At 63.8% G+C, this 24,925-nt stretch carries 20 protein-coding genes; 9 read left to right on the top strand and 11 right to left on the bottom strand.

Annotated elements, in window-relative coordinates:
• Positions 1 to 75: 75 nt before the first annotated feature.
• Genes PQR32_RS10235 through PQR32_RS10200 form a run of 8 tightly spaced genes read right to left on the bottom strand, consistent with a single transcriptional unit; the run spans position 76 to position 8,047 of the window.
• Positions 76 to 1,248, bottom strand: a complete 1,173-nt coding sequence (locus PQR32_RS10235) for an NAD(P)/FAD-dependent oxidoreductase (RefSeq protein WP_408225328.1) — start codon at positions 1,246 to 1,248, stop codon at positions 76 to 78.
• Positions 1,241 to 2,647 carry an FAD-dependent oxidoreductase gene (locus PQR32_RS10230; protein ID WP_408225325.1) on the bottom strand — a complete coding sequence of 469 codons (1,407 nt, stop codon included), beginning with the start codon at positions 2,645 to 2,647 and terminating at the stop codon, positions 1,241 to 1,243. Before PQR32_RS10230 ends, PQR32_RS10235 begins: the two co-directional genes overlap by 8 nt.
• Positions 2,637 to 3,017: a (2Fe-2S)-binding protein gene (locus PQR32_RS10225; protein WP_408225322.1), complete on the bottom strand. Its 381-nt coding sequence runs from the start codon at positions 3,015 to 3,017 to the stop codon at positions 2,637 to 2,639. The genes PQR32_RS10230 and PQR32_RS10225 overlap by 11 nt, the downstream gene beginning before the upstream one ends.
• Positions 3,018 to 3,024: 7 nt before the next feature.
• A complete protein-coding gene (locus tag PQR32_RS10220; protein ID WP_408225319.1) occupies positions 3,025 to 4,173 on the bottom strand; it encodes an NAD(P)/FAD-dependent oxidoreductase in 1,149 nt (382 codons plus the stop codon).
• Complete coding sequence (locus PQR32_RS10215) at positions 4,170 to 4,967, bottom strand: ABC transporter permease (protein ID WP_408225317.1); 798 nt, start codon at positions 4,965 to 4,967, stop codon at positions 4,170 to 4,172. Before PQR32_RS10215 ends, PQR32_RS10220 begins: the two co-directional genes overlap by 4 nt.
• Before the next feature lie 16 nt (positions 4,968 to 4,983).
• Positions 4,984 to 5,856 carry an ABC transporter permease gene (locus PQR32_RS10210; RefSeq protein ID WP_408225314.1) on the bottom strand — a complete coding sequence of 291 codons (873 nt, stop codon included), beginning with the start codon at positions 5,854 to 5,856 and terminating at the stop codon, positions 4,984 to 4,986.
• A complete protein-coding gene (locus tag PQR32_RS10205) occupies positions 5,843 to 6,922 on the bottom strand; it encodes an ABC transporter ATP-binding protein (protein WP_408225311.1) in 1,080 nt (359 codons plus the stop codon). The genes PQR32_RS10210 and PQR32_RS10205 overlap by 14 nt, the downstream gene beginning before the upstream one ends.
• Positions 6,923 to 6,979: 57 nt before the next feature.
• Positions 6,980 to 8,047 carry an ABC transporter substrate-binding protein gene (locus PQR32_RS10200; protein ID WP_408225308.1) on the bottom strand — a complete coding sequence of 356 codons (1,068 nt, stop codon included), beginning with the start codon at positions 8,045 to 8,047 and terminating at the stop codon, positions 6,980 to 6,982.
• A 157-nt stretch (positions 8,048 to 8,204) separates the two neighbouring features.
• Here PQR32_RS10200 and PQR32_RS10195 point away from each other — a divergent pair, with 157 nt between their 5' ends.
• Positions 8,205 to 9,173, top strand: a complete 969-nt coding sequence (locus tag PQR32_RS10195; RefSeq protein WP_408225305.1) for a LysR substrate-binding domain-containing protein — start codon at positions 8,205 to 8,207, stop codon at positions 9,171 to 9,173.
• Positions 9,174 to 9,377: 204 nt separating this feature from the next.
• Entirely contained in the window at positions 9,378 to 10,058 is a 681-nt protein-coding gene (locus tag PQR32_RS10190) for an alpha/beta hydrolase (RefSeq protein WP_408225302.1), read from the top strand.
• Positions 10,059 to 10,075: 17 nt separating this feature from the next.
• On the opposite strand, the gene PQR32_RS10185 is transcribed toward PQR32_RS10190, so the two are convergent.
• A complete protein-coding gene (locus PQR32_RS10185) occupies positions 10,076 to 10,363 on the bottom strand; it encodes a hypothetical protein (protein WP_106283485.1) in 288 nt (95 codons plus the stop codon).
• Positions 10,364 to 10,812: 449 nt separating this feature from the next.
• On the opposite strand from PQR32_RS10185, the gene PQR32_RS10180 reads away from it, so the two are divergent.
• Both PQR32_RS10180 and PQR32_RS10175 read left to right on the top strand, forming a co-directional pair.
• Positions 10,813 to 14,253, top strand: coding sequence for a DUF2339 domain-containing protein (locus PQR32_RS10180; RefSeq protein ID WP_408225300.1), 3,441 nt, complete (start codon positions 10,813 to 10,815; stop codon positions 14,251 to 14,253).
• Positions 14,250 to 15,725 carry a DUF3999 domain-containing protein gene (locus tag PQR32_RS10175; protein WP_408225297.1) on the top strand — a complete coding sequence of 492 codons (1,476 nt, stop codon included), beginning with the start codon at positions 14,250 to 14,252 and terminating at the stop codon, positions 15,723 to 15,725. Before PQR32_RS10180 ends, PQR32_RS10175 begins: the two co-directional genes overlap by 4 nt.
• A 28-nt stretch (positions 15,726 to 15,753) precedes the next feature.
• Here the strand turns inward: PQR32_RS10175 and PQR32_RS10170 are convergent, their stop codons facing one another.
• Positions 15,754 to 16,203 carry a MarR family winged helix-turn-helix transcriptional regulator gene (locus tag PQR32_RS10170; protein ID WP_408225294.1) on the bottom strand — a complete coding sequence of 150 codons (450 nt, stop codon included), beginning with the start codon at positions 16,201 to 16,203 and terminating at the stop codon, positions 15,754 to 15,756.
• A gap of 62 nt (positions 16,204 to 16,265) precedes the next feature.
• A complete protein-coding gene (locus tag PQR32_RS10165; protein WP_408225291.1) occupies positions 16,266 to 17,411 on the bottom strand; it encodes a glycerate kinase in 1,146 nt (381 codons plus the stop codon).
• Between the two features lie 557 nt (positions 17,412 to 17,968).
• Between PQR32_RS10165 and tig the strand changes: the two genes are divergently transcribed.
• The 5 genes from tig (at position 17,969) to PQR32_RS10140 (ending at position 24,856) form a co-directional block, all read left to right on the top strand.
• Positions 17,969 to 19,315 carry a trigger factor gene (gene tig / locus PQR32_RS10160; RefSeq protein ID WP_408225288.1) on the top strand — a complete coding sequence of 449 codons (1,347 nt, stop codon included), beginning with the start codon at positions 17,969 to 17,971 and terminating at the stop codon, positions 19,313 to 19,315.
• Between the two features lie 191 nt (positions 19,316 to 19,506).
• Complete coding sequence (gene clpP, locus PQR32_RS10155) at positions 19,507 to 20,160, top strand: ATP-dependent Clp endopeptidase proteolytic subunit ClpP (RefSeq protein ID WP_007182010.1); 654 nt, start codon at positions 19,507 to 19,509, stop codon at positions 20,158 to 20,160.
• A gap of 183 nt (positions 20,161 to 20,343) precedes the next feature.
• On the top strand, positions 20,344 to 21,615 hold the full coding sequence (gene clpX / locus PQR32_RS10150; protein ID WP_007182009.1) for an ATP-dependent Clp protease ATP-binding subunit ClpX: 1,272 nt from the start codon (positions 20,344 to 20,346) through the stop codon (positions 21,613 to 21,615).
• Between the two features lie 202 nt (positions 21,616 to 21,817).
• Positions 21,818 to 24,241 (top strand): endopeptidase La, encoded by a 2,424-nt coding sequence (gene lon / locus PQR32_RS10145; RefSeq protein WP_095419430.1) that lies wholly within the window; start codon positions 21,818 to 21,820, stop codon positions 24,239 to 24,241.
• A 342-nt stretch (positions 24,242 to 24,583) separates the two neighbouring features.
• Positions 24,584 to 24,856, top strand: coding sequence for an HU family DNA-binding protein (locus tag PQR32_RS10140; protein ID WP_012432917.1), 273 nt, complete (start codon positions 24,584 to 24,586; stop codon positions 24,854 to 24,856).
• The last annotated feature ends 69 nt before the right edge of the window (positions 24,857 to 24,925 follow it).

Raw genomic sequence — 24,925 nt, 5'->3', positions numbered from 1 at the left:
TCTCTCCACTTGAAGGCGAATGAAACCGCCGCGCGCATCGACCGAAGCCGCGACGGAGAAAAAAAATAAAACCGGTTAGTGCGTCACGAGATGCGAAGCGTCCATGCGGGAAGCCGCTGCGTTGCGGCTAAAGCGATCGATGGCAAACGCATCGAGCGAAACGGACGGCGTGCCGTCCAGCATCAGTTCGGACACGAGCTTGCCGCAACCCGGCCCGAGCTGGAAGCCGCTGCCGCAATAGCCGAACGAGTAATACAGATTCGACGCCTGGCGGCTCGCGGAAATCACCGGCAGTTCATCTTCCGTAAAAGCTTCGACACCGGCCCACGCGCGATTCACGCCGAGTTTGCGCAGATGGGGAAACAGATCGGTCACGGTCCGCGCGCTGCGCACGAGGCGGGCGAAATCGACTTCGCCGTGACGATTCGCCAGGTCCGCGATGCCGATCAGTTTGCCGCCGATCACCACCGTGCCGTTGTCGAACTGCTTGAAGGACAGCGGCCGGCCCGTTGCGCCGAGCGTCGCGCGGCAGAAAGGCGCGACGCGATGCGTGACCATCAGCATCAGACCTTCGGGATGCACCGGCACGGGTTCGCCGACCTGTTTCGCCAATTCGCCGGACCATGCGCCCGCGGTGACGAGCAACTGGTTCGCGCTGAACGTGCCATGCGGCGTGACGGCGAACCATCTCGTGCCGCGCTGCTCGATGCGGCGCACGGGAGTGCCTTCCAGAAAACGTGCGCCGAGCCGCTGTGCGGCGATCCGAAAGGCCGTCGTGGTTCGATAAGGCAGCGCGTAGCCGTCGCGCTCGACCCAGATGCCGCCCGTGACATGCCGCGCCAGCGCCGGCTCGAGTTCGAGCACGGTGTCGCGGTCGATCACCTTCTCGTGCGTGAATCCATGCGATTCGAGCAGCGCGACGCGCTGGCGACACGCTTCGAGTTCATCGTCCGTTTCAGCGATCTTCAACTGACTGGAAGCCACGAAGCCGCCGTTCTCACCGAGCAGTTCGGTCATGCCGTGCCAGATTTCCCGCGACATCAGCGCGAGCGGAATTTCGGGCAACGGACGGCCCAGCGTGCGCACGCCGCCCGCGTTCACGCCCGACGAATGACGCGCGACATAGTCGGCTTCGAGCACGATCACCTTCACGCCGCGCCGCGCCAGGTGGAACGCGCTGCTCGTGCCGTGCAGCCCGCCGCCGACCACAAGGACATCGGCTTCCTGGATAGCGGTCTTGTCACTCACCGGCGAGTTCTCCGAGCGTGAGCGGCTTGATCGGCGGACGGATGCGGTAGTAGCCGACTTCGGCGGGCGAGACGCGGCGCGCATCGGCGATCACTTCCGTCACCGTGAGCCCGCACATGCGTCCCTGACACGGACCCATGCCGCAGCGTCCGAACGACTTCGCCTGATTCGGTCCGACACAGCCGAGCTCGACGAACTTGCGCAACTCGCCCGCGGTGACTTCCTCGCAACGGCATACGATGGTCTCGTCGCGCGGAATGCGGTTGATGTCGCGCGGACGATACAGGCTGTCGAGAAAAGGCCGGATGCGCATGACGCCCGCGAGCGCGCGGCGCTGCGTGAGAGCTTCGGCATCGCGCGACTCGGACGTGATCGCGCCGAGCTGCGCGGCCGCCGCGAGACCCGCGAGCGTGCCCTGCAGGGCCGCCGCCTGCGCGCCGCCGATGCCCGCGCCATCGCCCGCGACGAAGATGCCGGGCACGTCCAGTTCGCCCCACGCATCGACTTTCGGAGTGAAGCAGAGTTGCGCGTCGTCCCAGCGGTGCGCGGCGCGCAGCGCTTGCGTGAATTGCGTGTTCGGCACGACGCCCTGATGCAGCAGGATCACATCGGCTTCGATACGATGCGCCGTGCCTTGCGTCGTGAAGTGGAGCGCGGCGGCGCGCTCGCTGTGATCCGTGCCGATGCGTGCTTCCACGCGCAGATCGTCCGCCGCGTCGAAGATCGGCACGTTCGCTTCGCGCAGCGTGCGGATCAGTTGCAAGCCTTTGCTCAGGAACGGCCACGCGCGCAGCGCCGCCAACATGTGACGCTTCGCGCGCCAGCGGTCTTCGTGACGCGTGGTATCGACGAGCGCGCGGATTGGCACGCCGCCGCGCACGTATTGCCAGCCGAGCAGATACAGCAGCGGTCCGCAGCCCGCGAGCACCGGCGGCGCTGCGGGCACTTCGCCCGCGCTCTTCAACAGGATCTGCGCCGCGCCCGCCGTCAGCACGCCAGGCAGCGTCCAGCCGGGAATCGGAAAGGGCCGCTCCAGTGCGCCGCTGGCGAGAATCACGCGTTGCGCGTCGAAGCTGCCGATTTTGCCGTCCTGCAGATAATTGACGCCGCGCTCGCGCGTGACCTGCCACACGGTCGCATGGGTCAGATGCCGCGCGCCCGAGGCCGCGAACGCTTCGGCGATGGCAGCGCCCGCCGCGTAGTCCGGCCCGAGAATCTCCTTGCGGCGCGCATCGGCGCGGCCGATGGCGCGATAGATCTGGCCGCCCACGGCGTCCTGTTCGTCGATCAGCACGGTCGAGAGGCCGGCACGCGCCGCGCGCGTCGCCGCGCTCATGCCGGCGGGACCGGCGCCGACCACGACGACGTCGACGGCTTCGGAAGCGAAATCAGCGGTCATGGGCGTTCTCCAGCGGTGCGTCGGTCATGCCAGTCGTGCCGAAGGGCGGCAGATCGCGCGCGCCTTCCTGCGAGCGGATGCGCATGCCGGCTTTGACTTCGACCATGCAGGCCTGGCGGCTCGGCATGCCGTCGATCTCGACGAGGCATTCGAAGCACGCGCCCATCATGCAGAAGGGCGCGCGCGCTGCGCCGGACACGGGCGTCGCGCGAAAGCGCGATATCCCCGCACCGAGCAGGGCCGCCGCGACGGAGCAGCCGCCCGGCACGAACAGCGGCTGGTCGTTGAACCAGATGGCGACGGTCGTGGCGGCCGCACCTTGCGCGCCCGGCAGTGGCTTGAAAAGCGAATGAGTCGATTGGGTAGTCATGTCGAATTCAATGAGCGGGAGTCAGTTCGCCGGCGTGCTCGAAGCGTCGCGCGGAGAAATGGGGCAGTTCCTCGGGCATCGGCGCGCCCATGATCCACGGCGCGACGCGCAGCGCATGCGCGGCCGCCAGCGTCACGCCGCTATGGCAGGTGACGACGAACGCGCCGGGGTGCGCGTCGGAGTGGTCGTAGATCGGAAAACCGTCGGGGCTATAGACACGCAACGCAGCCCACATGCGCACGAGCCGCACGTGCTGCAACATCGGGAACGCACGCACGCCGCGCCGTGCGATGTCGGCCAGCACGTGCGTGGTGGTGAAATCGTTGAAGCCGACTTCTTCCATCGAATCGCCGAACTGCACGCTGCCCTCGTCGGTCTGGCGCACGTTGAGCGTCGGATAGTCGAGAAAGCGAGCGACACGTTCGCTCACCAGCACCTGCCCGCGATTGGGCGCGACCGGCGCGTCGAGCCCGACGAACGGCGCAAGCGCGCGATTGCCGAGTCCCGCGGCGAGTACGACCCGCGCCGCGCGATACGTCCCGCGCTTTCCGTGCACGACGAAGCCCTGCGTTTGCGGTTCGATGCGCTCCGCGCGTTCGCCCGACACGAGCCGCACGCCCCGCGCCTGCATGGCGGTATGCAGGCCGCGCAGGAGCTTGAGCGGATTCACGTGACCGTCCATCGGCGAATAGCTCGCGCCGATCACCGCAGGGCCGATGTGCGGTATGCGCGCGCGGACTTCGGCGGCGTCGAGCATCTGGTAGGGGTAATCGCCGAGCTCGATCTGCAGCGTCGAGAGGCGTTTCTCGCGTTCAGCGAGTTCGTTGTCGTTGAAGCAGAAGTGAAAGCCGCCTGGTTGACGCAACGCGACGTCCACGCCCGTTTCCTTCAGCAGCGCTTGCGCGAGTCCGGGCCAGCGTGTGGCCGAGCTGCGCGACCAGCGTGCATAAGGCGACAGGCCATAGCCCTTGCCCTGAATCCAGACGAGGCCGAAATTGCCGCGCGACGCGCGAAAGCCGCCGTCGTCTTCGTCGAGCACGGTCACGCGCGCGCCTTCGCGAGCGAGCCCGTAGGCCACGGCCGAGCCGACGAGGCCGCCGCCCACAACCACCACATCCGCAAGGACGTCGGGGCTGGCGCTACTAGTCAATGTCATCGGGTTTCTCCGATCAGAATACGATCCAGTCCGACCATGCGGTCGAGCAGAACCATCAGAAGGACCGTGCCGACGATCAGCACCGCCGACACCGAAGCGACCAGCGGATCGATCGTCTGCGCGATCTGGTTGTACATGGCGACGGGCAGCGTGGTCGTGCCCGGTGTCGCGACGAAGATGGTCATGGTCAGTTCGTCGAAACTCTGAATGAACGACAGCACCCAGCCGCCCGCCACGCCGGTGCGGATCATTGGCAGGACCACGCGGCGAAACGCGGTGAAGCGGTTCGCGCCACAGGAGAGCGCGGCGCGTTCGGCATCGCGATCGAGCCCGACGGCCGACGACAGCGCGAGCCGCAATGCATACGGCAGCACGATAATGACGTGCGCGCAGACCAGCGACCAGAACGATCCCGACAGATGCAGCAGCGACAGAAAGCGCAGGAACGCGATGCCGAGCACGACCGCGGGAATCATCATCGGCGAGAGGAAGAAGCTGGTGAGCGCGGCGCGACCCGGAAAGCGATAGCGTGCGATCGCCAGCGCGGCGGGCACCGCGAGCAGCACGCCGATGCTCGCCGCCGCGAACGCGAGCCGCACCGACAACCAGAACGCCGCCACGATGTCGCCGTTCTCGATAATCGCGCGGAACCAGCGCAGCGACGCGCCATCGAAAGGCATCGAGATGAAGCCCTTGTCGGTGAAGGCCACCAGCATCACCACCGCGAGCGGCGCGAGGATGAAGGTCAGAAAGAACGCGTTGTAGACGAGCCCGAGAATGCCGTTCTGTTTCATGATCGCTGTCTCCCGCTCAATCGAAGATGTGCTGAAAGCGGCGCTCGGCGAGGCGGCTGCAACCCATTACGATCGCCACGTTGGCGATCAGCAGCAGCACGGCGATGCTCGCGCCGAGCGGCCAGTTCAACGTACCGAGGAACTCGTCGTAGGCGGCGGTGGCGACCACCTTGAGGCGCCGGCCGCCGATCAATGCCGGCGTGGCGAACGCCGATGCCGACAAGGCGAACACGATGATCGAGCCCGACAGCACGCCCGGCATGATCTGCGGCAGCACCACGCGGCGGAACACCGCGAACGGCGAGCCGCCGAGCGAGCGGCCGGCCCATTCCACTTGCGGGTCGAGCTTCTGCATGGTCGCCCACACCGACATCACCATGAAGGGCACCAGCACGTGCGTGAGCGCGATGATCATGCCGGTCATCGTGAAGACGAGGCGGATGGGTTCGTCGGTCACATGCAGTGCCTGGAGCACGTTGTTCAGCACGCCGTTGTTGCCCAGCAGAATCTGCCAGCCGAGTGTGCGCACCACTACAGAGATGAGCAGCGGCCCGAGCACGATCAGGAGACACAGCGACTGCCACGGACGCTTCATGCGCGCGAGCACGATGGTCTCCGGCACGCCGAGCACGATGGACAGCAGCGTGACGGCGAAGGCGAGGCCGGCGGTGCGCAGGAAGATCGTGCCGTAGTACGGGTCGCTGACAACTTCCCAGTAGTTCGCGAGCGTATAGGCGGCAGTGACGCCGGCCGTATCGCTGAACACGCGGAACGACAGCATTAGCGTGAGCAGCAGCGGCACCAGCAACAAGCCGACGAACAGCAGCAGCGCGGGCCCCGACAGCAGCCACGGCGCGGCGCCGGGACGGGCGTCGTCAAGCGTGGCCATGAGCGCTCTCCTGATTGTCTTGCGTGAGCACGCGCAGGTCGTCGTCGGTCCATGCGAGGCCGACTTCGTGGCCTTCCTCGGGCGGCGGCGCGCCGTGGTTCGGTTGCGCGACGCGCAGCTTGCCGAGTTCGGTGTCCACTTCGAGCAGCCATTGATTGCCAACGAAGACACGCGTCGCGATGCGGCCGCGCACGCGGGCATCGCCATTGGCCAGATGAACCTTTTCCGGACGGATATAGACGTTCACCGTGCCGTCGACATGACGGCCTTCATGCGGCACATGCAGCGTCGTGCCGGCGACGGCGACTTCCGCGCAGCGCGGATTGCGGCGCAGCACCTCGCCGGAAAACGCGTTGGTGCGCCCGAGAAACGTCGAGGCGAACGGCGTGGCGGGACGCTCGTACGCGTCGTACGGCGTGCTGAGCTGGGCAATGGCGCCGCGATGCATCACCGCGATGCGGTCGCTCATGGTCATCGCTTCGACCTGATCGTGCGTGACGAGAATCGTCGTGATGCCGAGGCGCTTCTGGATCGCGCGCAATTCGATGTGCATCTCTTCGCGCAGCTTGGCGTCGAGGTTGGACATCGGCTCGTCGAGCAGCAGCAGTTCCGGCTGCATGGCGATGGCGCGCGCAATCGCCACGCGCTGGCGCTGGCCGCCCGACAGTTCCTTCGGATAGCGGTGCCCGAGGCCTTTCAGGCGCACGAGGGAAAGCGCTTCGGCGACGCGCTCATCGCGCTCCTTGCGCCTGACCTTGCGCATCTCCAGCCCGAAGCCGACGTTGCCCGCCACCGTCATGTGCGGAAACAGCGCATAGCTCTGGAACACCACGCCGATGCCGCGCTTCTCGGGACGTTCGTGGGTGATGTCGCGGCCATCGAGCAGAATGCGGCCCGTCGTCGGTGTGACGAAGCCCGCGACCATTTGCAGCGTGGTGGTCTTGCCGCAGCCGGAGGGTCCGAGCAGCGAGAGCAGTTCGCCGCGTTCGACGGCAAGATCGAGTTGATCGACCGCCGTGAAATCGCCGTAGCGTTTCGAGATGCCTTGCAGAGTCAGGAAGGCCATGCGCCTCGCTCCTTCATCAGATCGCGCGCCGCGCGAGGAACCTGCTGGTGCCGCACTTCAGCGTTCGACCGAACGGTTCCAGCGCTCGGTCCATTCGGTCCGATGCTGGTTGATCGTGGCCCAGTCCATCGCGGTCAGCTTCGAGATCTGCTCGGGACCGTAGGGCACGCGGGCGGCGATCTCAGGCGTGAGCTTGACGGTCTTGTTGACCGGACCCAGACCGATGCCTTGCGCCTGCAATGCCTGCACTTCCGGACTCAACAGGTACTGCACGAACTGCTGCGACAACTGCGGCTGCGCGTTCTCCGCGATCGCGCAGGCCGCCACCTGCAACGCGACCGCGCCTTCCTTCGGGTAAATGAACTTGAGCGGGAAGCCGGTGTTCTGCAAGGCGACGGCGCGGCCGCTGCCGTACGGCGCGAGAATCACGTCGCCGGACTGCATCTGGCCGTCCATCTCGCCGGGCGTCGGCGCCCAGGACAGCACGTTCGGCGCGACTTCCTTGGTCATCGCGGTGAAGCCGGGATCGATGTTCTTCTCGCCGCCGCCGGAAAGGCGCGCAAGCATCACGAGCGTATGAAGACCATAGGTATTGGTGATCGGCGGCACGCCGAGTTTGCCCTTGATGCCGCTGTCGGTGAGCGCCTTCCACGAGTCGGGTGGCGGCAGGCCGGCCTTTTTGAAGGCCTCCTCGTTGTAGCCGATGCCGGTCGCCACCATGCCGACGCCGATCGCGCTCGGGCCGAGCTTCGCGAGCGGGTAGACGTCTTTCATCACGGGCGCGTCGTCGAGCTTCGCGCACAGGTTCAGCTGCATCGCCTGGTACATGGGACCATCGTCCATGACCGCGACGTTGATCTGCTGATGGCCTTTCTGCGCCTGCAGCTTGGCGAGCGTATCACTCGAATTGCCGGCGACGTAGACGATCTTGACGTTATGCGCCTTCTCGAACGGCGGGATGATTTTCTGCCGGTAGAGCTGCTCGTTCGAGCAGCCGACGTTGGCGACATAGAGCGTCGTGTCGGCCTGCGCGAATAGCGGAGCAGCGAGGGCGGAGGCGCATAAAAGCGCCGCGACGGCAGGGTGGGACGGGGCGGACAGGCGGCGATGCAACGCTCTTCTCATGACGACGATCTCCAGTTCCGGTGTGGGGAGGCGGGCTTCGCTGCCCGTCGTTAGAATGCAGTGTCGCGCCGGTTAGTCATGTCGTCCAATACGAATAAAATACCTATCTATGCATGGATGATATGGATTGAAGGGCGTCGTCTAAGGGAGAATACGGATGAATCTCAAGCACATCGAGGCGTTCCGCGCGGTGATGGTGTCGGGGTCGATGACCGCCGCGGCCAAGGCGCTCTTCACGTCGCAGCCGAACGTGAGCCGTCTGATCGCGCAACTCGAGCGCGACACGGGGTTGCAACTTTTTCAGCGCAGCGGCGTGCGGCTGATTCCGACCAGCGAGGGCGAAGCGTTCTTTCGCGAAGTCGAACGCGCATTTGTCGGCTTGCAGGGGTTGGCGAATGCCGCGGCGCAGATTCGCAATCTTGGCAGCGGGCGTCTGCGCATCGCGGCGATGCCTTCGGCGGGCATGACGCTGGTGCCGCATGCCATCAAGCGTTTTGTCGAGCTATTTCCAGATGTCACCGTGTCGCTGCACGTGAATACGTCGGGCACGGTCAATCATTGGACGGCGTCGCAATTTTGCGATCTCGGCGTGGCGGTGTATGTCAGCGAGGCATCCGATTGCGAGGTCGAACAGCTATCTGACGTGGCTGCCGTTTGCGTGATGCCGGCGGCGCATCGGCTGGCGGCGAAGCGCAGCATCAAGCCGGAGGATCTGGAAGGCGAGCCGTTTATTTCGCTGTGTCACGGCGACGGCACGCGCACCTTGATGGACGAAGTGTTCCAGCGCGCGGGCGTGCAGCGCGTCATGTCGATCGAGGCGCAATACGCCGCGATGTGCTGCGAGATGGTTCGCCACGGCATGGGCGTGACGCTCGCGCATCCGATCGTCGCGCGCGACTTCGCCGGGCCGGCAATCGCGATTCGCCCATTCCTCCCGGCCACGCGCTTTCAGACCTATCTGCTGTTTCCTCCGCACAGGCCGCGAGAGCGACTGGCGTCGGCGTTCGTCGAGGTCTTGCGAACGCTGCACGAGGAACTGCTCGCTGAGGTCGTCGCGCCGGCGCGGAGCGCGCCAGGACGCGGGCGGGCGCGGTCGCGGGCCGAGGCGAGAGGAGCCAGGCTTTGAATCGAGCGTCCTGCAATCGACAATCGGAGTAGCAGGGGGCTTTGGAGGAAGAGGGGAAGGAGGCGAGCCGTGATCGCGTCCGACTTTGACGACTGGACGCGATGACAATCGAGATGACTGGTGTGCCTTGTCTCGCTTGGCGGTATCCTGCCTGTACTCATCCCGATCCTCTGAACATTTTCTGAAACCGAGTAGTCGCGATACATGACCGAGCAACCGCCCACCATTGAAATTGAAAGTGCGCCGAATCCCACGTTCGCCGTGATCCTGATGCACGGTCTCGGCGCCGACGCCAACGACTTCGTGTCGCTCGTGCCCGAACTGCGTCTCAACGATGCGCCTGCCGTGCGCTTCGTGTTTCCCAATGCGCCGGAGATTGCCGTTACCGCGAACAACGGCTACGTGATGCGCGCGTGGTATGACATCCGCTCGTTTCAGGGCATTAATGAGCGAGTTGACGAAGCGGGTATCGAATCGTCTTGCGCAACCGTGCGGCAATTGATCGAAGCGCAGAACCGGCGTGGCATTCCGACTTCGAACATCTTTCTTGCGGGTTTTTCGCAAGGCGCGGCGATGACCTATTCAGCAGGGCTGACGCACCCCGAGACACTCGCCGGCTTGATCGTGTTGTCGGGCTATGTACCGTCGCCGGGCTTGATTGACAGCCGCTTGAGCGCCGCGAACCGTAGCACGCCGATCTTTGCCGCGCATGGCCTATACGACGACGTGTTACCGATCCAGCTAGGGGAGGCCGCGCGCGACTTTGCGATCACGCGAGGTTGCAAGGTGGACTGGAGCGCGTATCCGATGTCGCATTCAGTGTGCGAGGAGGAGATATCGGCGCTGCGCGCCTGGCTCGGCGCGCTGCTCGCGGCGTCTTCCTGAAGCGGCCCCGGCCGCGCTCAGGCGTCCGGCGTTTGCGCAGGCGCTTGTGTGCCCGGCAGGTCCGCTTGCGCGGCGCCTTCGAGAAAACGGCGGGTCGATTCGAACGCCTGCAACATCGGCTCGGGCCAGGGCGTTTGCAGCATGACCGCCTGATGGTTTTCGAACGCCGACGACAACAGCTTCGCCAGCTCAGGCGAGCGCAGATGACGCAGCAGCACGCTGACCGCAATCGCCGTGGCCTGGCTCGCGCCGGCCGTCTGGAGTTCCGAAGCGGTGAGGGCCGCGACCTGTTTGTTGATGTCCACTGCAACTTCCTTGGATGAAATGTGGGAGAGGGATGGCCCGATGGCCGGTGGCGAATTTTGACATGGTTGGCAGCCTGTCGTGAGCGCCCGCCGTGACGGGGCTGTATTGACGACCCCGCGTGATCCGACCGATGCCCTTGTAAGATGCGCTCCGGTAGTGGCCATTGCCACAGTTGGCTAATTCACCGGCTGATCTGATCGAGGTATTCGCCAGTGCGGATTGCGCGTCTGCGGGAATCGATCTGGTGGGGATGAATGGCGGAATGTCGTCGGAAAAATCATTAAGCATCTTTGCATATGCGCCATTCACTTTATTGTTGGCTCGAAGGCGCAATTTACATGGTATTCTGCGCGCCGATTTTCGCCGTATCGTTGACGTAATACTCGCGGATTAATCCGTGCGTGACCAAACAAATCTCGCTACAGAACGCAATAAAAAGAGGGATGCGATGAGCGTGATATTGACCGTGCTCGGCGCGGTGGTCGGCATGCTGGCCGCCTTGTCGAACGATTTCTCGATCCGCCTCGGCGCACTGCTGGGCGCCGCGGCCGGTTTTGCGTTTTCGCGTCTGCTGCAAAAGAAGTCTTCGAATGCCGCGACGCAGCCTGCTGCCAAAGCGGTCGCAACTGATAGCTGGAATCCTCCGGGTGAACTGGCGGCGCGCGTCGAGCGGCTCGAACGGGAGATCGTCGCGTTGCGCGGCGAGATTCGTCAGTTGCGTGCGGGAGACGGCGAGGGTGCTACGGATACTCACGCGCAGGCCGCCGACACCGCGGCGTTCAAGCCGCGGCCATCGGAGGCCGCGTCGAGTCCTTACGCGATCACGCCTGCAAATGAGCAGACGGCACGTCCGCAGCCTGAGGTGCCGGCGACGCAACTCGCCGCCGCGCGCTCATCGACAAGCGCCGAAGCGATGGTACCGGCCGCTCCGAGTGCGGCGAGCGCAGCCGGCGCAACGGGCGCTCGTGGTGCACCAGGCGTACCAAGCGTAGCCGGTGTACCTGGCATACCCGGCGCACAAGGCGCCTCTCCAGTCGCCCTGACCGCACAACCCGTTTCCGCGACAGCGTCAACGCCGCTGCCTCCCGTACCACCTTCACCACCCGCGCCTCCGCGTGTCCCCGGTCTCGCCGAACGTCTCTTCAAAGCGGGCCGCGACTGGCTTTTAGGTGGCAACACGGTCGTGCGGGTCGGCATCATCGTGCTGTTTTTCGGCATTGCCTTCCTGCTCAAGTACGCCGCTGACAACAGCCTGCTGCCGATCGAATTCCGCCTCGCCGGTGTAGCGTTGGCGGCGACGGCTTTGCTCGTGCTCGGCTGGCGCATCGGCGAGCGACGCGGCGCGTATGGGCTGATCCTGCAGGGCGGCGGCGTCGGCGCGCTGTATCTGACCGTGTTCGCGGCCACGAGGCTTTACCACTTATTACCGGCGTGCGCGGCCTTGCCGCTGATGGTCGCGATCTGCGCGCTCAGCGCGTTTCTGGCGGTGCGGCAGAACGCTGCGTCGCTAGCCTTCATGGGCAGCGCGGGGGGGTTTCTCGCGCCGGTATTGCTGTCGACCGGCGTCGGCAGTCATGTGATGCTGTTCGGCTACTACGCGCTGCTCAACGCGGGCATCTTCGCGATCGCCTGGTTCAAGGCGTGGCGCCCGTTGAATCTGCTCGGCTTCGTGTTCACGTTTTCGATCGGCGCCGCGTGGGGCGTGATGGCCTACCGCCCCGAGTTGCTCGCCAGCACCGAGCCGTTCCTGATTCTGTTCTTCCTGATGTACGTCGGCATCGCGCTGCTCTACGCGGTGCGGCGCGAAATCGCGCTCAAGCATTACGTCGACGGTACGCTGGTGTTCGGCATGCCGCTGGTGGCGATCGGCCTGCAAGCCGCGTTGATGAAGAACACCGAGTTCGGCCTGGCGTGGAGCGCGGTGGCGCTGGCCGCGTTCTACCTTGCAATCGCGGGCTGGCTCTCGCGGCGCCGCGAACGCCTCGGCATGATGTTCGAGGCCATGCTCGCGCTGGCGGTGATCTTCGCCACGCTCGCTGTGCCGCTCGCGTTCACGGGACCGACGACGAGCGCGACCTGGGCCATCGAAGGCGCTGCGCTCACGTGGCTCGCCGTGCGCCAGCGACGCCTGACCGCGTTCGGTTTCGGCCTGCTGCTGCAACTGGCGGCGGCGGGCGCCTACGCGGTCGGCACGATTACGCAGAGCCACGACGCGAGCATCTGGCCGGTCCTGAACGGCGCCTACATCGCGTCCGTGCTGATCGCGTTCGCGGGCATCTTCACGGGATGGCGTTTGCATGGCCGCAGCGAAGCAGGCGAGTGGCACCTGTGGATGCCGCAGATCGGCCTCGTCGCGAGCGTGTGGGGTTTGTTGTGGTGGACCTTCGGCGGCCTGTACGAAATCCATGCGTACACGAGCGCCCATCTTGGCTACGACCGCGCCCGCTTCGACACCGCCGCCGTCGCGCTCTTTGCCGTGCTGACGGCGTGGCTCGCTCACGGCGCGCGCCGCACGCTGCGCTGGCCGCTTGCCGAATTGCCGGCGCTGGCGCTCGTGCCGGTCCTCGCGCTGCTGACTGCGGGCCTCTTCACGCTAGGCATGGCGCCCGTGAGCGGCTACGGCTGGCTGGTCTGCGCGCTCGCCGTGCTCTCGGCGTACGGGCTGTTGTGGCGCCAGCAACGTGACGTCAGCGACATCCTGCTCGCGCCGCTGCATACGCTGATGTTCTGGACGGCCGGCGCGCTCGCCGCGCTCGAAGGCTACTGGGGTTTGCGGGCCTACGTGCCCGAAGGTGCATGGAGCTGGAGCGCGTGGGCGTACGGCTTCGGCGTGCTGCTGCTGTTGGTGGCGGGCGCCGGCCACCGTGTGCGCTGGCCGGTCGCGCGCTTCATGCAGGCGTATCAGGTGTGGGCCGCGGCGCCGCTCGCCGTTCTGCTGTGGGCGTGGAGTATCGCGAGCGTGATGAGCGACGGCAGCGCCGCGCCGCTCATGTGGCTGCCGATCCTCAATCCGCTCGACGTCGCGCAGATCCTCGCGTTCGTCGCCTGCGCGGTATGGCTGCGCAGACTGCGCGCATTGGGTGTGCAATGGCATCCGCGCGCCTTCGACTACCTGGTGCTCGCCACATTGTTCCTATGGTTCAACGCGCTGCTTTTGCGCACGCTGCATCATCACTTTCACGCGGCGTACGATGTCGATGCGGTGCTCGCGTCGTTCAGTCTGCAGCAGGTGTTTCTGCTCGGCTGGAGCGCGTTTGCTTTTGCCGGGTTGTGGCTCGCGCGCCGCGACAGTATCGTGCGGCTGTGCGCGATTGCGTCGACCCCGCTCGTGCTGGTGATGTGGATATGGACGTTCTTCGCGAACCTGACGCAGGACGGCGGCACATGGGCGCGTCTTCCGTTGCTCAATCCGCTCGACCTGGTGCAGGCGGTGATATTCGCGCTGGCGGCGTTCTGGCTCGTGCGGATTCACCGGCTCGGCGTGCCGATCGGCGAATATCGCGTGCCTTTGCAGGTGGCGGCCGGCGCGACCGGATTCTTCTGGCTGAACGCCATGCTGCTGCGCACGCTGCATCATTGGACCGGCGTGCCGTACGAGTTCGAGACCATGTCACACTCGATGCTCGTGCAGGCGTCAATATCGGTATTCTGGACCGTGTGCGCGCTTGCCATGATGATCTGGGCGACGCGCCGGGCGAGCCGGATGTTCTGGTTCATCGGCGGCGCGCTGCTGGCGGCGACCGTGGTCAAGCTGTTCCTGTTCGACCTGTCTCACGTGACCGGGATCGAGCGGATCGTTTCGTTTATCGGCATCGGTTTGATGTTGTTGCTGATCGGCTACTTCTCGCCGTTACCGCCTAAGGCTCTGGTCGTGGAAACTAAGCAATGAAGCGTGTCTTTACATTGACCGGCTGGTGTTTTGCAATCGTGGCGACGTGGGCGTCCGCGCCCGCGGTCGCTCTTGCAGCCGATGATTTCGCGCAGCATTTCGCGCTTCAAATCGACGACGGCGCCGCGTACTACAGCGTGACACTGCCGGCGGCCGTCTACGCGGCAAGCCAGCGTCACGATCTCGGCGATTTGCGCGTCTTCAACGGTACGGGCGAGCCCGTGCCGTACTCGCTCGATGCGCCACGCGAGTCCGCGCGCACACCGTCCACGCTGCGTCAGGCGCGCTGGTTTCCGTTGCCGCCCACCGCCGCCGGCAGTTCCGGCGCGCCGCTCGGCGTGACGATCGGCGCCGACGGTTCGCTGCGCGCGCCCTCGGCGCCGCCGGCCCGCGCGCAACACGACACCGACCTGATCGACCTCGGACGCGTGTCTCAAACGAGCCGCGTGACTGCGCTAGTCGTGCACCTGCGCGACGACAATTACCAGGGGCGCGTTACAGTCGAATCGAGCGACGATTTGCGTCACTGGCAACCCGCCGGCGATGCGCAACTCCTCAAGGTCAGTTACAACGGCAGCACGCTGAGTCAGGACCGGATCGAGCTGGACGGCACGCGCGTGCGCTACCTGCGGTTGCGCTGGCTCGACGGCACGCCGTATGTCGATTCGATGGACATGGAGATACAGGCGCTTGCCGCCGACCCCGCACAGCGCGCGGACCGGGCGTGGCGTGACGGCATCGTCGCGCACGCGGGGCCGAAACCCGGCGAGTATTTCTTCAGCACTGGCGGCCCGTATCCCGTGGACCGGTTGCGCCTGAACCTGCCGCAGCCGAATACCGTCGCGCCAGCGGTCGTCTATTCGCGAACGGGGCTGGATACGCCGTGGCGCGAAGTCGCGGGCGCGACGTTGTTCCGCCTGCACAACGGCGAGGTGGAGCAAAGTAATCCTTCGCTCGAATTGACGCCGGACACGGATCGTCAATGGCGTGTGGTGGTCGACCCGCGCAACGGCGGACTCGGCAGCGGGACACTGACCGTTGCCGCGGGCTGGCGTCCGGCGACGCTGACGTTCGTCGCGCGTGGGAGTGCCCCGTTCACGTTGGCGGTGGGCAGTGCGACGACGGTGTCCTCGGCGGTGAGCCGCGACGATCTGTTGATGGGGGCCTCAGCGGTGCCCGCGACGGCGCGTGTGGGTGACGCGCTGTCACCCGAGCAGGCCGCGAGGGCACAGTCCGCGAAGGATCCGGATGCGATGCGCCGCTATTTGCTATGGGCGGCGCTGCTACTGGCCGTCGCTTCGCTCGGGGCGATCGCGTGGCGGCTCGCGCGTGGCGCTCATGCGCAGGCGGGTGTTACGCCCGGTGGCGCACCTGACGCAGCTGGCGCGTCTGAAGGGTCTGGGGTAGCGGGCGCTGCGGCTAACGATCCCGGCGCGAGCGACGCGAACGGGCAGGGCGACCGCAAAGGCTGAATTCAGCGCCCGCGTGCGGCGCCGCAGATCACTCCTCGCGCGCTGTCATCGTGCCGATGATCTTGTCGAGCGCGTGGCCGAAGGCGAGCCTCTCCTGCTCGTCGAGACAGTCGAACATATCGCCGTTCCATTTGCGCGCGATCGGCATCACCTTGCGATATAGCGCACGGCCCTCCGGCGTCAGCGACACCAGCACGACGCGGCCGTCTTCGGCGCTCGCCTCGCGTTTCACGAGTCCCTGCTTGATCAACGCTTCGGCGGCACGGCTTGCCTGGCTTTTGTCGAGATTGGCATGCCTTGCCAGTTCCATGATCGAGAACGGCCCGAATGATCCCACCGACGCAATCACGCGCGCTTCAGGCAAGGTCACGCCGAGCTTGTTCTGATAGCGTTCGCTGATGCCGCGTTCGGCGAGTTTGTTGAGGACATGCAGACGGTACGTCAGGAACTGTTCGAGCCCGGCTTTGGCGTCCTTCATGGTCTTCCCGTAGTGTGTGAGCGGTCGCGGCGCTGTGATTGTTGCCGCAACCGTCTTGCCGGTCAACGCGTGCCGTATTTCAGGCGCGTCAACTGTTCGGCTTCGTCCGCCAACAGGCGCGCCGCGTCGCGAATCGCGACTTCGAGCGTGATCGGCCCGGGTGCCGGCGAGAAGCATCCGCTGAAGTATTCAGCAAGGCGCGGCAAGGCGGCGGAGTCGACGCCGCCAGAAAGGAGCGTGGCCGGTACGCCCGCCGCCTGCGCGTGACGGCAGGCGATAAAGGGCGCCTTGCCGTGCAGCGTCTGCACGTCCGAACGGCCTTCGCCGGTGATCAGCCAGTCGGCGCCCTCGAGCGCGGCGTCCAGTCCGATTTGCCGCGCGACGGTTTCCGCGCCCGGTTCGAACTGCGCGCCGAGCATATGCAGCGCGAAGCCGAGGCCGCCGGCCGCGCCTGCGCCGGGCAGTTCGCGCGCCGTACGGCCGAGCGCCGGCTCGAGCAGATCGGCGAAGCGGGCAAGCGCTGCGTCGATCGCGGCAACCTGCTCCGCTTTCACGCCCTTTTGCGGACCGAACACCGCGGTTGCGCCGTGATCGCCGGTGAGCGGATTGTCCACGTCCGACATGCCGACGAACTGCGTGTCGGCGAGACGCGCGTCGAGTTGCGACACGTCCACTCGCGCGAGACGGGCGAGTTGTTCCGGCGTGGCGTCGAGTTCATTGTCCTGGGCGTCGAACAGCTTGAGGCCGAGGCCGGCCAGCAAGCCCGCGCCGCCGTCGTTCGTGCTGCTTCCGCCTAGCGCGACGAAGAAGCGCCGCACGCCGGCGTCCATCAGCGCGCGAATCGCCTCGCCCATGCCGCGTGTGCTGCGCGCCTCGACGGGCACGCCCATTCCCACCGGGTCCGTAATGCCGACGACCTCGGCCGTTTCGATGATCGCGCTGCCGTCGGCGAGCAGCCCCGTGAGCGCGTCGCGCACCGGACCGGCCGCGCCACGCACGCTCAGCGTGCGGCGTTCGCCGCCGCTCGTGAGCATGGCGTCGAGCGTGCCTTCGCCGCCGTCGGCCATCGGGCAGATGCGCACCTCCGCGGCGGGACGGGCGCGCTTGATGCCCGCCGCGATCGCTTGCGCGACCTGTTCCGCGCTGAGCGAGCCTTTGAAGGAATCGGGAGCAATGACGACGACGGGCGAGGACGGCGAATTCGGCATGGTGTCTCTGAATGGTTGGAAGCGTTGCGAGGGCGGGTGAAATGTCGAGATGCGGGCACAGCCCCGAGTGCGTCCATTAGCTTATCAGCATGGGCGCGCCGACTGAATATGTCGAATGGCATAGCCGGCATTGACAGCGGCAGCGCGCGCCGACGCGGCGCGTGCTTCTGCTTTTGTCTGCGCCGGGTGATCGAGGCGAAGTCGTCGGGAAAAATTCGTGCAGACAGGCGCGGCGTAATAGCGACGTGGCACCCGGGCCGCACTGGAACAGTGCGCAAACGGGCCTGAAACAGCATGGAAAGCGGCCGGAATCCGAGCAAAATCGCGATAAAAACGCGGCCATTCATCGAATCCCGGCTAGGCGCGCAAATAGTTTGCTAAAATATTCGGCTCTTTGGACCCAACCGTGCTGCCAGCCGCCTGCAAGCCCGCGGCGCAGGCGCGCAATCGATGCGAAGCGATCAAAACGCGACCAAAAACGCGAGATCACGCGACATCGGCAAGCGGCACGGAGAAGATAACTGATTCGCTCGAATAATTTTAGGACGATTGAAGCCATGGCTAACGTTGTTGAGAACCTCGGCAAGCTCGAACGCCGCGTAACGATTTCCCTGCCGAAGGACGCCGTGCAGAAGGAAGTGGACTCGCGTATCCGCCAACTCGCGAAGAACGTGCGCATGCCGGGTTTCCGCCCGGGCAAGGTGCCGCTCAAGATGGTGACGCAACAGTATTCGGGCCAGGTGGAAGCCGAAGTGCTGAGCGACAAGGTCGGCAAGGAATTCTTCGACATCAGCCGCACTGAAAACCTGCGCGTCGCCGGTCAGCCGAGCTTCGCGCCGAAGACCGACGCGACTGAAGGCGACTACGCGTTCGACGCGACGTTCGAGGTGTATCCGGAAGTGAAGCTGGGCGACGTCGCCACGGCTGAAATCGAGCGCACCACGACCACCATCAGCGAAGCGGAAATCGACCGCACGCTGGACATCCTGCGCAAGCAGCGCGTGCACTTCCACGCTCGCGGCGAAGCCGGCGAGCACGGTGACGGCGGCGGCGACACGGCAGCGAAAGAAGGCGATCGCGTGACGGTCGACTTCGTCGGCAAGATCGAAGGTGAAGTGTTCCAGGGCGGCAGCGCTGACGACTTCGCGTTCGTGCTGGGCGAAGGCCGCATGCTGCCGGAATTCGAAAAGGCAGCCACGGGCCTGAAGGTCGGCGAATCGAAGGAATTCGATCTGGCGTTCCCTGAGGACTATCACGGCAAGGATGTCGCCGGCAAGACCGCGCAATTCACGATCACGATGAAGAAGATCGAGTGGCCGCACCTGCCGGAAATCGACGCTGAATTCGCGAAGTCGCTCGGCATCGAAGACGGCGATCTGACCAAGATGCGCGCTGAGATCAAAGACAACCTCGAACGCGAAGCAAAGCGCCGCACGCAAGCCATCGTCAAGAACCAGGTGATGGACGCGCTGCTGAAGATTTCCGAGCTGGACGTGCCGAACGCGCTGATCGAACAGGATCAGGAACGCCTCGTCGCGATGGCGCGTCAGGATCTGGAGCAACGCGGCGTGCCGAACGCCAAAGATGCACCGATTCCGGCTGCCATGTTCAAGGAACAGGCTGAGCGCCGCGTCAAGCTGGGCCTGGTGCTGGCCGAGCTGGTCAAGGCCAACGAACTGCAAGCCAAGCCGGAGCAGATTCGTGCCGAAGTGGACGAATTCGCGAAAAGCTATGAAGACCCGAAGGAAGTCGTCCGCTGGTATTATTCCAACCAGCAACGTCTTGCTGAAATGGAAGCGTACGTCGTTGAAGCGAACGTCGTCGATTTCGTCCTCAGCAAGGCCAAGGTGACGGACAAGGAAGTGAGCTTCGAAGAACTGGCAAGCGCAACGGCGCAAGCGTAAGCGTCGCTGCAACGGCGTGCCGGCTGTCGGAGCGACGGCTCGCACGCCGTTTTTTTGTGCTGTGAATGTGTATTGCGTTTTGCATCGTGTTGCACGGCGCGCATGCACTGATCGCGCACTTGAATACGGGGTTGTCGACCACACCTGTCTAGCATCTAATATTTAGAATATTTCAGACAAGGATCCACTGCATGACCTTTCGCGCTCAAATGCTGGACACGTTGACCTCCCAGTCGTCGCGGGATCTCGAAGCGCAGGCGCTCGGACTGGTGCCGATCGTCGTGGAAACGAGCGGCCGGGGCGAGCGCTCGTATGACATCTATTCCCGTCTGCTGAAGGAACGCATCGTGTTCCTGGTCGGTGAAGTGAACGACCAGACGGCCAATCTCGTCGTCGCGCAGATGCTGTTCCTCGAAAGCGAGAATCCGGACAAGGACATCAGTTTCTACATCAACAGCCCTGGCGGCTCGGTTTCCGCGGGTATGGCGATTTATGACACGATGCAGTTCATCAAGCCGGACGTCTCCACGCTGTGCATGGGTCTTGCAGCCAGCATGGGCGCATTCCTGCTGGCGGCCGGCGCGAAAGGCAAGCGTTTTGCTCTGCCGAATTCGCGCGTGATGATTCACCAGCCGCTCGGCGGCGCGCGCGGTCAGGCGTCGGACATCGAAATTCAGGCGCGCGAAATCCTGTATTTGAAGGAACGGCTGAATCATCTGCTCGCGCATCACACCGGCCAGCCGGTCGAACGTATCGCACGCGACACCGACCGCGACAACTTCATGTCCGGCGACGACGCGCAAGCTTACGGCCTCGTCGATCAGGTGGCGCACAAGCGTCCTTGAAATGGTGCGTTTTTGCCCCGATATGGGGCAAAAACGTCGCCGGATCGGTTGTGAAATAATCAAACTTCGTCCGAGTGCCTGCGGCAAACGCCGTCATCTTGGCTCAAGCCCGGCCCCGCCCGAACTGCGAGGCCAGGGCAAACGGCGTATTATGTAATCGAGTGTCCGGAGGCTCACACATCTATGGCGGACAAGAAAGGTTCTAACAGCGAAAAGCTGTTGTATTGCTCGTTTTGCGGCAAGAGCCAGCATGAGGTCAAAAAACTGATTGCGGGCCCGTCGGTGTTCATCTGCGATGAATGTATCGACCTGTGCAACGAAATCATCCGTGATGAGGCTGCAGGTGCGGGTATCGAGGCGGGCTTGTCGAAGTCCGATCTGCCGAGTCCGCAAGAAATCCGTGAAATCCTAGACCAGTATGTGATCGGTCAGGAACGCGCGAAGAAAATTCTCGCGGTCGCGGTGTACAACCACTACAAGCGCCTCAAACATCTCGACAAGAAGGATGAGATCGAGCTGTCCAAGAGCAACATCCTGCTGATCGGCCCCACCGGTTCCGGCAAGACGCTGCTCGCGCAGACGCTCGCGCGCCTTCTGAACGTCCCGTTCGTGATTGCCGATGCAACCACGCTGACGGAAGCCGGCTATGTCGGTGAAGACGTCGAGAACATCATCCAGAAGCTGCTGCAGAACTGCAATTACGAAGTCGACAAGGCCCAGCGCGGCATTGTCTACATCGACGAAATCGATAAGATCAGCCGCAAGTCCGACAACCCGTCGATCACCCGCGATGTATCGGGCGAAGGCGTGCAACAGGCTTTGCTGAAGCTGGTCGAGGGTACGATGGCGTCGGTACCGCCGCAGGGCGGTCGTAAGCACCCGAATCAGGACTTCATCCAGGTCGACACCACCAACATTCTGTTCATTTGCGGTGGCGCGTTCGACGGCCTCGAAAAGGTCATCGTCGATCGTACCGAGAAGACCGGCATTGGCTTCGGCGCGAGCGTGAAGAGCAAGCAGGACCGCGACGCCGGCGAAGTGCTGCGCGAAGTGGAACCGGAAGATCTGATCAAATTCGGTCTCATTCCCGAACTGATCGGCCGTCTGCCGGTGGTGGCCACGCTCGGCAAGCTCGACGAAGTCGCGTTGATGAAAATTCTCGTCGAACCGAAGAATGCGCTGGTGAAGCAGTACCACAAGCTGTTCAATATGGAACGCGTCGAGCTCGAAATTCGCCCGGCCGCGTTGCAAGCTGTCGCGCGTAAGGCAATTCGTCGCAAGACGGGCGCGCGTGGTCTGCGCTCCATCCTGGAACAGGCGTTGCTTGATGTGATGTACGACCTGCCGCAAATGAAAGGCGTTAGCAAGGTCATCATCGACGACAACGTAATTGACGGCGACGGCAAACCGCTACTGATCTACGAAGACGCGCCCAAAGTGGCGGGTTCGAACTGATCGGCTTTCGGGTTCTGCAAAAAAAGCCGTTCATGGCAACGTGAACGGCTTTTTTCGTTTATCGTGTGGTCAGGCTGGTTGTTTTCACTATGGAGTCACTGAACCTTCGGAGTCACTGAACTTTTCCCACACGCGGAGGCTTGCAATCTTTTCTGCTGGCCTCACCTATCGAACGAACTGATTCCACTCATGGGGAAATGAAATGTCAGGAACCCAACTCCTTCCGCCGGAACGCATTACGCTCCCGCTGCTCCCGCTGCGTGACGTAGTCGTCTTCCCGCACATGGTGATTCCGCTCTTCGTAGGCCGCCCGAAGTCGATCAAGGCTCTCGAAGCAGCGATGGAAGGCGGCAAGCACATCATGCTCGTCGCCCAGAAAACGGCTGCGAAAGATGAGCCGACCGAAAAGGACATGTACGAAGTAGGGTGTGTTGCCAACATCCTGCAAATGCTGAAGCTGCCCGATGGCACCGTCAAGGTGCTTGTCGAAGGTTTGCAGCGCGCGAAAACGCTTTCCATCGAAGAACAGGAAACGCAGTTCTCGTGCGAAGTCATGCCGCTCGAACCCGACCACGCCGACAGCGCTGAAACTGAAGCGCTGCGCCGCGCGATCGTGTCGCAGTTCGACCAGTATGTGAAGCTGAACAAGAAGATTCCGCCGGAGATCCTGACGTCGCTGTCGGGTATCGACGAAGCGGGTCGTCTGGCCGACACGATCGCGGCGCATCTGCCGCTCAAGCTCGACCAGAAGCAGCACATCCTCGAAATGTTCCCGGTCATCGAACGGCTCGAGCATCTGCTCGCGCAACTCGAAGCCGAGATCGACATCCTGCAGGTCGAAAAGCGCATCCGTGGGCGTGTGAAACGCCAGATGGAAAAGAGCCAGCGCGAGTACTACCTGAACGAACAGGTCAAGGCAATCCAGAAGGAACTCGGCGAAGGCGAAGAAGGTGCGGACCTCGAAGAACTCGAGAAGCGCATCACGGCTGCCCGCATGCCGAAGGAAGCCAAGAAGAAGGCCGACGCCGAGCTGAAAAAGCTCAAGCTGATGTCGCCGATGTCGGCTGAAGCGACGGTCGTGCGCAACTACATCGACACGCTGATCGGCTTGCCGTGGCGCAAGAAGAGCAAGGTCAACAACGACCTCTCGAATGCGGAACGCGTGCTCGACGAAGACCACTTCGGTCTCGAGAAAGTGAAGGAACGCATTCTCGAGTATCTCGCGGTCCAGCAACGTGTCGACAAGGTCAAAGCGCCGATCCTGTGCCTCGTTGGGCCTCCGGGCGTCGGTAAGACGTCGCTGGGTCAGTCGATCGCTCGCGCCACGAACCGCAAGTTCGTGCGTATGGCGCTCGGCGGCGTGCGCGACGAAGCCGAGATCCGCGGTCACCGTCGTACGTATATCGGTTCGATGCCCGGCAAGATTCTGCAAAGCCTGACCAAGGTCGGCGTGCGCAATCCGCTCTTCCTGCTCGACGAAGTCGACAAGATGGGTCAGGATTTCCGCGGCGATCCGTCGTCGGCTCTGCTCGAAGTGCTCGATCCGGAACAGAACCATACGTTCGCCGATCACTACGTCGAAGTCGACTTCGATCTCTCGGACGTGATGTTCGTGGCGACGTCGAACTCGCTGAACATTCCGCCGCCGTTGCTCGACCGGATGGAAGTGATCCGTCTGTCGGGTTACACGGAAGACGAGAAGGTCAGCATTGCGCAACGTTATCTTTTGCCCAAGCAGAAGAAGAACAACGGCCTCAAGGATGGCGAGGTCGATGTGACGGAAACCGCGATCCGCGACATCATTCGTTACTACACGCGTGAAGCGGGCGTGCGTTCGCTCGAGCGTGAAATTTCGAAGATCTGCCGCAAGGTCGTGAAGATGCTTCTGCTGAAGAAGGCGGAAGGCGCGGTGAAGGTCGACGGCAGCAATCTCGATACGTTCCTCGGCGTGCGCAAGTACGACTTCGGTCTGGCCGCAAAGGAAAATCAGGTTGGCCAGGTCACGGGTCTCGCGTGGACGGAAGTGGGCGGCGATCTGCTGACCATTGAAGCCGCGGTGATGCCGGGCAAGGGCAATGTGATCCGCACGGGTTCGCTCGGCGACGTGATGAAGGAATCGGTCGAGGCAGCACGCTCGGTGGTTCGTTCGCGTTCGCGCCGTCTCGGTGTCAAGGACGAAGCGTTCGAGAAGCAGGATATTCACATTCACGTGCCGGAAGGCGCGACGCCGAAAGACGGTCCGTCCGCCGGTATCGCGATGACGACCGCGCTGGTGTCGGTGTTGACCGGAATTCCGGTGCGCGCCGATGTCGCGATGACGGGCGAAATCACGTTGCGTGGCGAAGTTCTGCCGATCGGCGGCCTGAAGGAAAAACTGCTGGCGGCGCATCGCGGCGGTATCAAGCTGGTGCTGATTCCGGAAGAAAACGTCAAGGACTTGACGGAGATTCCGGACAACGTGAAGAACGCAATCGAAATCGTGCCGGTCCGCTGGATCGACAAGGTGCTCGAACTGGCGCTCGAACGTGTGCCGGCGGCGTTGCCGGAAGAAGAGCCGAAGCCTGCTGCGCCGGTCGCAGCGGAGCCGGGCAAGGACGCCGCAGCAACGGAAGTCGTGAAGCACTAAGACAGTCAGCAACGAAGCTGTTTGCTTGAAGAAAACCCGCGGTCACGGCCGCGGGTTTTTTATTGGCCGCGCGACTTCCATCAAGCGTCTCGCGAGGCGCGTTTTCCCACCTATTGAGCAAAGCCGCAGTGCGCTTGCCGACTGGTTGTATGTGCATCGATTCGCGGCAACATTTTGTTATAGGAGGCCCCCTCGAAAACCACCCAAATCAGGCTCAACCCCGCTTGACACAAGGGTTTCGGCCAATTCTAATGATTGCGCCCGGCGTTGCCCGCCGGCCGCGTGATGCCAGGCGCTAAGAGAGCGCCGTCACGATTGCCATAAACATTCTCGGGGGTTGGGATGAACAAGACGGAATTGATCGATCACGTTGCGCAGCAAGCCGACATTTCGAAGGCAGCGGCAGGCCGTGCACTCGACGCTGTGATCGATGGTGTCAAAGGTACGTTGAAGAAGGGCGGTTCGGTGACGTTGGTCGGTTTCGGCACCTTCGCGGTCGGCAAGCGCACCGCGCGCACCGGGCGCAATCCGCGCACCGGCGCTGCCATCAAAATCAAGGCGGCCAAGGTCCCCAAATTTAGGCCTGGCAAAGCTCTGAAGGATGCGCTAAACTAACGGGCTCGCTGCTTGAGGGACGTCAATTGACGGAAATCAGGCGGCGGATAGAAGGAAGCAAGAAGGAAG

This window comes from Paraburkholderia dipogonis, assembly GCF_046027395.1.
Lineage (GTDB): Bacteria > Pseudomonadota > Gammaproteobacteria > Burkholderiales > Burkholderiaceae > Paraburkholderia > Paraburkholderia dipogonis_A.
This window is presented reverse-complemented; position numbering and strand designations above follow the sequence as displayed.